Source organism: Chitinivibrionia bacterium (genome assembly GCA_009779925.1).
In the GTDB taxonomy this organism is placed as follows: domain Bacteria; phylum Fibrobacterota; class Chitinivibrionia; order Chitinivibrionales; family Chitinivibrionaceae; genus WRFX01.
Genome location: WRAZ01000016.1, coordinates 36180 through 42650, shown reverse-complemented (window position 1 = coordinate 42650; position 6471 = coordinate 36180). Strand labels below are relative to the sequence as shown.

Here is a 6471-nt window from a genome sequence, read left to right as displayed (position 1 = left end):
CGCTAACTTTGCTGCTTCTCTCTGTTTTATTTTTTTGTCTGCAATAATTGCGCAAATGCCAACTATAAGACCACCTGCGAATGTTCCGCCGCCGAGTAAAATAAATCCCTCCATTACTTACCCCCTTTCAATTTGAAGAAACACCCCAAAAGCAAGAAAGACAAAGAAAGCACAACGCCAAAACCAGCAAACTGTAAATCCTGTCTCATACCAATAGTGTTAAATAACACACCGCCAATAAAAGAACCTGCACTCATAGCATTGCACCACGCCGCCAAATGTTCAAATAAACTCTTCATAGTCATTCCTTTCCATCTATCTTAAAATACCATATTCCAACACGTATTTTCACATTTATCTGCAATTTTTCGGTTTTTTTACGAAACGCTTGCATTTTATTGTTGAACTCTAATCCAAAACAAAAGAGAGACAAACGAAGTTGCCTCTCTTTTTGGGTTAAAACTATTTTTTGCAAGTTATAGCCACGGATTGTAGCGTACAGGTACCTCCCAACTCTGCGTATAATTGACTGCATTTCCGTCTTCACTTATGCCAGTTATCATCGCCGTTATTGTAGCCGTTTCCATAGTAGTTCCGGCAGGAAGATTTCTCCAATCAATTGTTAGCGTTCCCATACCGTTGGAGGTGATGGGGGTGGACGTTATACTATGCGGCGAAGAAATCTCCCACAGAACCTGCAGATTAGTCGCATTGCCGGGTATAACTTGAAAGGTATGCGTAGTCGGAGTTCCCGTTACAACTCCACCCGGGAAATCGACATCTATAGTAGGGTCAGTCGGATCATCACCGCCATCACCGCCGCTGACTACCGTCACTGTCCAACTCTGCACGTAATCGATTGCAACTCCGCCGGACAGCGCTCCTCCCGCAATCGTCGCGGTTATTACAGCCGTTCCCAATCTGTCAAAAACTACTGTAGGATTATTGCTGCCTGCAACTTGATTTATGGTTGCATTGTTGGCGCTCCAAGAAATTTGTCTGTTCGCGCTTTGAGGAAAAACTTGCGCATTCCCAAGATGAAACGATTGATTTAATTGCGCTGTCGTCGGAAACCCTTGAAATAATATCGTATCAACAGGAACAACGTTCGGCTGACCACCGCCGGGAAGCGTTAAATTCACCACCCAATCCTGCGTATAATCAACTCGACTATTGCCGTCATCGCTCCATGTTCCGTTTGGTATTGTCGCTGTTATAGTTACAGGTCCTGCATTCGGCATAGTTTGCCAATTGACAGTAATTAAATTACTACCGTCAGCAGCCGGTTGTATAACAGCTGCGTTTTGCGGATTAACAGTCCATCGTATATCGCCTATAGTTGCCGCGCCTCGCGGTTCAATATTCACCAATATAGCCGTTGTAGAAGTCCCCATTTGAGCTTGCGTCGGGAAAGGCATTGCGGTAGTGGCTAATCGTATTCCTGTGACAGGAACAAAGCCCGTACCGCTACCTGCGTCTCGTACGGTTACATTCCAACTTTCCGTAATAGCATTATCTACCATTTCTCCGTCGGCTGTCGTTTGGTAAATGACTGTTGCTGTTATTGTAACATCTCCCGCAGAAAGCCAGCTGATACTAACTGCATTACCTGTGGCTCCGGGAATACCGGCAGGATTGGAAACTATAGCGGCGATACTCGGATCAGAACTCATCCACTCAATTCCAATATACGTCGCACCGGCAGGAAGAACAACCTGAAATGGATAATTGCCCGTAGTTCTCGGAGTTGTCAGAGTAATCGTGCTCGGAATGTCTGCAGTTATACTCGGTCTGGGATCCGTGCCACCGCCGACTACCCTCACTGTCCAAGTTTGCGTGAAATCTGTGTTTGCGCCTGTTTCCGCTCTTCCGTTTGCAATTGTCGCTACTATCATAAAACTTAGATTGGGAACAGCAACGGTGGCAGGTAAAACAACTGTTTCGTTGTTTTCGACTTGCGCTCCGACAAGCGGATTGTTATTCATATCGAGAACGCTCCAAACTATGTTTTTATTAGTAGCATTTGCCGGCAAAACTTCAGAACTGCGAACAACTATTCGGTGAGAACCGGGCTGAATTGTCTGCGGAATAAATCTTCCTGCGTCTATGCTCTCAACAGGAACAAACGTCGAATCATCGTCGCCGCCGCTTGGTAATACTCTTACAGGCAAGAAAGCTGTCATACCTCCTGTTTCGTCCCCTATTGAAGCGGTAATTGTCGCAGTTCCTGCCGCAAGCCACGTTATTATATTGGCGCTTCCACCTTGCACAAGTCGTCCTACAGTCTCAGGCTCAACCGACACTGTCAACAAATGAGCGTTTGTCGCATTTTCGGGAATAACTCTAACAATAAATGTTGATGATGTCCCCTGTTGCACTTCTGCCGGGTGATTGATTATTATGTCTTCAACGGGGATAAAGTCCGGATCGCCGCCGTCAACTATCGTTATCGACCAAGTCTGTATGTAATTGCCTGAAATTCCGTCGGTCGGTGTTCCGGTCGCAGTTGTTCCGTTCGCTATCATCGCTGTTATCGCGATATTCGTGTTTATAAGGAGAGGCGGCTCAAAAACAATTGCTTCACCTACTATCCGTACTCCCGTAATACCCGTCGGCACAGTCCAAACTATGTTTTGATTGGTAGCATTTTCTGGCAAGACCGTTGCGGTGCTAAGGTCTATTCTTCCTCCCGTGGACGTAATAGTTTGCGGAATGTCCGCTCTTATTTCTCTGACAGGAACGAAAGTCGGCAGAGTATCGCCTGCGACCACTGTCGCGCTCCAAGTCTGCGTGTAGTTTCTGCCTTGTGCAGTTCCGTTTACTATTGTTGCGGTTATTCTGGCTGTTCCCGCGGAATGCCACTGAATCACAATACCTGCGTTACCACCGGCAGTACCTTGAGTATTGATTATTGTACCGATGTCCGCCGGAGAAATTGTCCAAACAATTTCCTGATTAGTCGCGGCGGCGGAAATAACGGAAACATTTGCCGTAGATACGCTTCCCACAGAAGCTTCCGACGGAATATTTGCGTTTATGTTGGTTACAGGAGTTATTCTCTCCTCCACCAATATGTCCCAAGAAGGATGCACATAATCTCTGCCTTGCGCTGCTCCGTTGGCTATCGTTGCAGTAATTGTTGCTCTTCCGAGCGTGTCAAATAAAATTCCCGTAACTACACCGGCAGTTGTTTGCAAAGTTGCTCCCTCTGCAGTCCAAGTTATTTGCCTGTTTGTCGCGTTTTCGGGAAGAACTCTCGCAGGATCAAGCGAAAATACGAGAGTATGATTTTGCCCTACGATATCCGGAATCGGAAATCTTATAGTCTCGACAGGAACAAACTCGTTTGCGGCAACTACTCTTACCGGCCAATTTTGAGTATAATTGGCGGCTTCCGAGCTTCCGCTTTCTGCTCTTCCGTTCGGAATAGTCGCCGTTATCCTAACGATACCGTTTGAAGGCGGTACCTGACCAAAGGTAATTACTCCTTGCGCGCTTATGCTTGCGCCACCATCAACCGTCCAGGTTATTCTTCTGTTTGTCGCTTCCATAGGAGAAACGCTTGCAAGCAAAGCAAGAGTGCTACCTGCTCTTACCGTAGTCGGAATATCAGCATTAATCCTTGTCACGGGAACAAATGTCGGTTGAGGAATGTTCGGGGTAGTCTCAAATTCTTCCCAGAAAATAAAATCTTCAAGCAAATCGACAGGGAGATCTACAGTTGCGCCTCCGCTTATCAATCGGAATGTTCCGCTTATTAAACGCCCGTTTTCAACCACAAGGTTATTAAATGCAATTTCACCTCTGAACGCGCCGTTAAAGCGTACCGTTCCGTTAACTCTTTGTGTTGTTGTAACACTGCTCGCATTTTTTGTTTGGGTAATTAAATACCCAACCGAGCCGCCCAAATACAAGCCATCCGCGTTAGAAAAGTCGAAAAACTCGTTGCCGATACTTTCAAACTCGTAATTACCCGTATTGATAATACCCGCTTTTTCGTGCGTTACTCTCACGCCGCCGTAAATATCGCCTCTAACGACGTATGTCCTTTGAGCTGCGGAACGCGCCGCTCTCCCCGACGTACCCGCCGACAATCTCATACCACCCATACCTATGGTAGCCCTATACAAATCTAAAAACTCCTGCACTTCGCGAGTATTAACAGTCGCATTTGCAGGAATCACTGTTGTAGGAATGTCTTCACCCCTTGTTAATTCACCGATACCGTCCACTGTCGGCGGCGCTTGAGGAACAGTCATTTGTTCTTCCTGTTCTTTGTTGTCGCCGTCGTCGTTGCTGCATCCCGCAGCAATCAATAAAAACAAAATACTCGCCAATGCCAGAAAAGCCGTCAATTTCCACTTTTCCATAACTACAAACTCCTTTTTTTAAGTTTCTTTGGGACACGGAAACAAAACCAAAACGCTACAAAATAACCACCGTTTTTTTGTAGCGTTTTTTTATCAAGATTTTTCATAAAACCCTTGCTTTATTTACAGGCATTTAGTATATTATGAAACGACGCAAAAAAACGGTCGTTTTTTTGTAGCGGGGGTGGGGTTGTGGAAATATGGTATTTTAGAGATTTGGCAAACAATGTTCGCCAAAATTAAGAAACCGTTTTTTCGATTTTCAAGGAGTTAACTCTTCAAAAACTCAAATAAAAACTATTCTTTTTCTTTAAGCTCTGTAAACTCTTTAATTTGGGTAATCGTTTCTTCCAAGAGTTCGATAAACTCGCCGTTTTTGCGTAAGACCTCGTCCAGATTTCCTGCTTTTGCCGCAAGTTCCAATTCTTGAGCCCGCGCTACGCAAGTGTTTGCCGAAATAGCAAGGCAACCGCCTCTTATTCCGTGAACGCTTATTGCGTAATCCGACAGGTTTTCCGCTGTCGGATTTTTGATTTTTTCTGTAAGTTCGGAAATGTTTTCGCAAAACGACTTCAAAATCCTCAAATACGATTTGAAATTATTGCCGAAGCGCATTGTTCCCTCCCTAACATCAATGCAGTCGGGTTGCCAATCGGGCGAACGGCTTTCTTTATTGTCGAGTGGCGCCGACTTTTTGCCGTCGCATTTTTTTATTTTGTCTATAATAAAATTCAGCAATTTAACCGCCTTTCTTCCTCTGAAGTTTATAGTGAATGTATTCACTGCTTTAATTTTATGTCCTTAGAAAAATCAATATACTGCGTCTCTAAGCGGTTCAATCGAAATATTTGAAGACACTGTCGGTCTTGCGGAAACGTTTGTGTTAAAAGTCAAGGTTCCGTTCTCAAATCTATCGACATTTCGGACAAAATGAAAGTCAAAATCGTATCTGAAATTGCCGTTTTCATCGGGACCGCTTCTGCTTGTTTGGGTCGTACTTACCACAATAGCGTCGGCACGGTCGGTGTTAGCCGTATATTGCGCAGAATTTATGACAAAATTAGTCTGTTGCGTCAAAAATGACACAGTTCCGCGCACTCTGCCTCTGTCGGAATGCAAACTCATCCATCTCTGGACAATATCGAGGGGCGCTGTAATAAAAGTAGCCATAGTCAGACGAATTTGCGGCTCTTCGGGGTCGTTTGAAATAACGGTCAGCGAATTTCTTTGCATACCTGTTCTGCCTCTCATATTAAATTCGCCGACAATTCTGCCCGTTCTGCCGGGAGCGATTATCGAGTCGAATTTGGCAACCGCGCAACCACAGCTCGGACGAATACTGTTTATTCGCAGAGTGTCGGTTCCTTGGTTCACCACCTGAAACGTATGGCGTAAAATTCTGTCGCCCATCTCAACCGTTCCCCAGTCGTGATCTCTGTTTTCCGTAAAAAATCTCGGATTTGCGAGCAAAATTGTCGCCGCCGAAATTAAAAATAAAATAATTTTCTTATTCATAAATAATCCTCCTTATACCCTTTGCGCAAAACGCGTTATTCTCCGTGATATTCCTGCAATACTACAGTTTTATATTTTCCGATTTTCTTGTCGAAACCTAAAAAAGGAAGCGCGATTATCGAAAATATGCCTGCAACATTCGACCCGCTTTTTTCCACCATTTTGGCAACCGCCTCCAATGTGCCGCCCGTCGCAATCAAGTCATCTATAATAAGGTAATTTTTGCCTGCTTCAATATCTGCCTTATGAATTTCCAAAGTCGCCGAGCCGTATTCGAGTTCATAACTTTCTTCTATGGTTTCGCACGGAAGTTTGCCTTTTTTACGGGCAAGTATCATCGGAACTTTCTTTTCTTTGGCGAAAATTGAGCCCATAACAAAGCCGCGGCTTTCCACGGCAATCACCGCGTCAATCTTGTCGTTTTCAAATTCTTCAAGCATTCTTTTTGTTGTAAAATCCAACGCCTGCGGGTTCATAAAAACCGATGTTATATCGTAAAACAAAATTCCCTGCTTTGGGAAATCCGGCACTTTTCTTATAACCGAGTCAAGGTTCATTTGTGTTTCCTTTCATAAAAGTTCGCTTT

5 protein-coding genes are annotated in these 6471 nt (G+C 44.6%); all 5 read right to left on the bottom strand.

All coding sequences use genetic code 11. The annotated features are described in order from the left end of the window. Positions 1-113 precede the first annotated feature (113 nt). Entirely contained in the window at positions 114-299 is a 186-nt protein-coding gene (locus tag FWE23_06370; GenBank protein ID MCL2845058.1) for a hypothetical protein, read from the bottom strand. Between the two features lie 177 nt (positions 300-476). Then, entirely contained in the window at positions 477-4370 is a 3894-nt protein-coding gene (locus tag FWE23_06365; GenBank protein MCL2845057.1) for a hypothetical protein, read from the bottom strand. A gap of 297 nt (positions 4371-4667) precedes the next feature. Beyond that, positions 4668-5108: an Hpt domain-containing protein gene (locus tag FWE23_06360; GenBank protein MCL2845056.1), complete on the bottom strand. Its 441-nt coding sequence runs from the start codon at positions 5106-5108 to the stop codon at positions 4668-4670. 72 nt (positions 5109-5180) lie between these two features. Continuing rightward, the gene (locus FWE23_06355) at positions 5181-5885 is read right to left on the bottom strand and encodes a DUF1573 domain-containing protein (protein ID MCL2845055.1); all 705 of its coding nucleotides are present in this window, start codon (positions 5883-5885) and stop codon (positions 5181-5183) included. A gap of 35 nt (positions 5886-5920) precedes the next feature. Continuing rightward, positions 5921-6442 carry an adenine phosphoribosyltransferase gene (locus tag FWE23_06350; protein MCL2845054.1) on the bottom strand — a complete coding sequence of 174 codons (522 nt, stop codon included), beginning with the start codon at positions 6440-6442 and terminating at the stop codon, positions 5921-5923. Positions 6443-6471 lie beyond the last annotated feature (29 nt).

Excerpts from the sequence above, each read along its gene's own strand:
- FWE23_06370 (MCL2845058.1), bottom strand. The coding sequence starts at position 299 with ATGAAGAGTTTATTTGAACATTTGGCGGCGTGGTGCAATGCTATGAGT.
- FWE23_06365 (MCL2845057.1), bottom strand. The coding sequence starts at position 4,370 with ATGGAAAAGTGGAAATTGACGGCTTTTCTGGCATTGGCGAGTATTTTG.
- FWE23_06355 (MCL2845055.1), bottom strand. The coding sequence starts at position 5,885 with ATGAATAAGAAAATTATTTTATTTTTAATTTCGGCGGCGACAATTTTG.
- FWE23_06350 (MCL2845054.1), bottom strand. The coding sequence starts at position 6,442 with ATGAACCTTGACTCGGTTATAAGAAAAGTGCCGGATTTCCCAAAGCAG.